Raw genomic sequence first — 2,497 nt, 5'->3', positions numbered from 1 at the left:
TACTGTTTACTGATTACTGAACTTGGTATGGTTCGCTCGGGGGGCATAAATCGACTAAATCCTTATCTGGCAAAAAACTTAATTGATGAGTTCGTTCTAGTTCAAAAACAATTGACAAAAATCGCCAAATGTCTTTCTCTATAAGAGTTTCATTCCTTATAACCCTGTCCGTTGCATAAGACAAACTGAAGAACCTCACTGATTACTGATTACTGTTTACTGATAACTGAAAAGTCTTCATAATTCCCAAAAAAACAACCCGCGGCAGTTAACCGCGAGTTATTTTTGGTTAAAATCGGATAATTACTGAACGGTAATCGTTCCGACCATACCGGCGCCGCGATGGGGTTCGCAGTAGTAGGTGTAAGTACCCGGTTCGCTGAAAGTGCTTTCAAAGGACTCACCAGCGGAAAAAGCCAGACCTTTATGGGATAATTTAGCAGCTTGGGCTTCGGGAACCTTGGTGCTATCGAAAACTATGTTATGGGGAGAAAGTTTGTTATTGACCCATTTCACCGTATCTCCTGCTTTAATAGTGAGGGCGGGGGGATCAAATTGTAGTGTACCTGCATCACCGCCCATCTTCACCGTGAAGGTTTCCGCAGCAGCGGCGGCAGTGTTGAAGAAGAAGCTAGAGACGACTAGCACCAGGGTAGCGACCAATAAACCTAATTTTTTCATGCTTGTTAATCCTTTACACGAGGGAAGATGACAAGTTTGACAGCCTGTCTTTTGACAAAAAAGTAAAAGTTTGCTTTTAACTGTCCCATTGATTAATTCTACACCAAGTTTGACAGCTTGTCTTTTGACAAGAAAACCGGTTTTTTCTGACCATGGTTGGGGAATTTCTTAAGAAATAGAGGAGAACCTATCGTGAAAAGACTATTAATTTCCCTGTGCTTGCTCTTGGCTGTGGTTACTTTCGGTATGGCTCGTCCCGCTTTAGCTGATGGGGCTTCGATTTTCAGTGCTAACTGCGCTTCCTGCCACATGGGCGGTAAAAACGTGGTTAATGCCGCTAAAACCCTGAAAAAAGAAGATTTAGTTAAATACGGCAAAGATTCCGTTGAAGCTATCGTTACCCAAGTTACCAAAGGTATGGGTGCGATGCCTGCTTTCGGTGGTCGTCTCAGCGCTGAAGATATCGAAGCTGTAGCTAACTATGTCCTCGCTCAAGCGGAAAAAGGCTGGTAAAAGTTAGTTATCGGTGGCGAGTTATCCGTTGTCAGTCTGGTAAGAATTGTAGCGATCGAAATTCTTGGGTCATTTGCTGGCTTAAAATAGCTAATGGTTCATCTCGGGACAAGGTTGTGAAATTGCGATCGTTTTTCTATATTTTAGGTGCGACGGTAATCATTCTCCTAGTAGTCGCTACAGCCAGTTTTGCTTGGATTCTCGCCGATAGTCCTCTGTCTTTGCTCAAAGGTGGGGTGCTGCGGGAACCGGCGGCGGCGATTTTTGTGCCGAAACAGGCCCCGGTTATGGTATCCTTGCTGGTCAATCCCGAACGTTTAGAGTCTTTTGGTCAATTAATCGCTACACCGGCTAATCGACGACGTTCCCACCAAGAAATTAAGGATTTAGAAAAAAGTCTGCTCGGTAAAACGGGATTAAATTATCAAAAGGAAATCAAACCCTGGTTAGGGGAAGAAATTACCCTCGCTGTTACTTCCCTAGATTTCGATCGCGATACCGATAATGGTATCCAACCGGGTTATCTTTTGGCAATTCAAAGTAAAGATGGTGAACGCGCTAAGGAATTTCTGCAAGCTTCCTACTCAAAACAGGCGGTTTCGGGCAAATTTGACCTCGTTTTTGAACTCTACAAGGGAGTTAACCTCATTTATCAACGTCCCTTGACCGCAGGAGATAATAATCGTTTTCTCGCTAGTGCCGTGGTGGGTGATACGGTGCTTTTTGCCAATAATATCAAGGTTTTGCGCGAGGCACTTAATAACGTGCAAGTACCGGATTTAAACCTAAAAAATAGCCCCGATTACCGAGAAGCCCTCAAAAATATCACCGAACCGCGTATAGCTATCGTTTACGGCAATTTACCCCCGTTATCGGCTTGGATAGCTAATCAACCCGTCCCGGAGAGTCCCGAAGCAAAACAACGATTAGCCACGGCTTTTACCCTCAAATCCGGGGGAATAGTCGCTCAAACCGCCTTAATTGGAGTCTTAGGACAGGATGACCAAGCACCAATTTTATCTAGTCCCGTGGGAGCATTATCTTTTATCGGCGAAAATAGCCTTTTAGTCGCCGCTAGTCGCGATTTAAATCGTTTTTGGACTCAGGTAGAGGAGGGGTTAGAAGCAGATAGTCCCCTACAGGAATTAATAACACAGGTCTTAAACCGCTTCCAGTCGCCTTTAGGTTTAAATTTGCCTGAAGACGTTTTTAGCTGGGTTAGAGGCGAATATAGCCTCGCTCTCGTGCCTAGTTCAAAGGGGATGGAACCCGATAGTGTTTTTGTAGGGGAACGGGTGATGGG

3 protein-coding genes are annotated in these 2,497 nt (G+C 44.6%); 2 read left to right on the top strand and 1 reads right to left on the bottom strand.

What is annotated here, in order from left to right:
* Nucleotides 1-303: 303 nt before the first annotated feature.
* Nucleotides 304-681 carry a plastocyanin gene (gene petE, locus PX481_RS18885; RefSeq protein WP_002762125.1) on the bottom strand — a complete coding sequence of 126 codons (378 nt, stop codon included), beginning with the start codon at nt 679-681 and terminating at the stop codon, nt 304-306.
* A gap of 192 nt (nt 682-873) precedes the next feature.
* On the opposite strand from petE, the gene petJ reads away from it, so the two are divergent.
* Nucleotides 874-1,194, top strand: a complete 321-nt coding sequence (petJ, locus tag PX481_RS18880; RefSeq protein WP_002732729.1) for a cytochrome c6 PetJ — start codon at nt 874-876, stop codon at nt 1,192-1,194.
* Nucleotides 1,195-1,310: 116 nt separating this feature from the next.
* A partial coding sequence (locus tag PX481_RS18875) for a DUF3352 domain-containing protein (protein ID WP_288095431.1) occupies nt 1,311-2,497 on the top strand: 1,187 nt, incomplete at its 3' end.

It is taken from the genome of Microcystis sp. M53603_WE2 (genome assembly GCF_030065435.1).
Note: the sequence above shows the minus strand (reverse complement) of the source record. Positions and strands in the feature narration are given on the sequence as shown.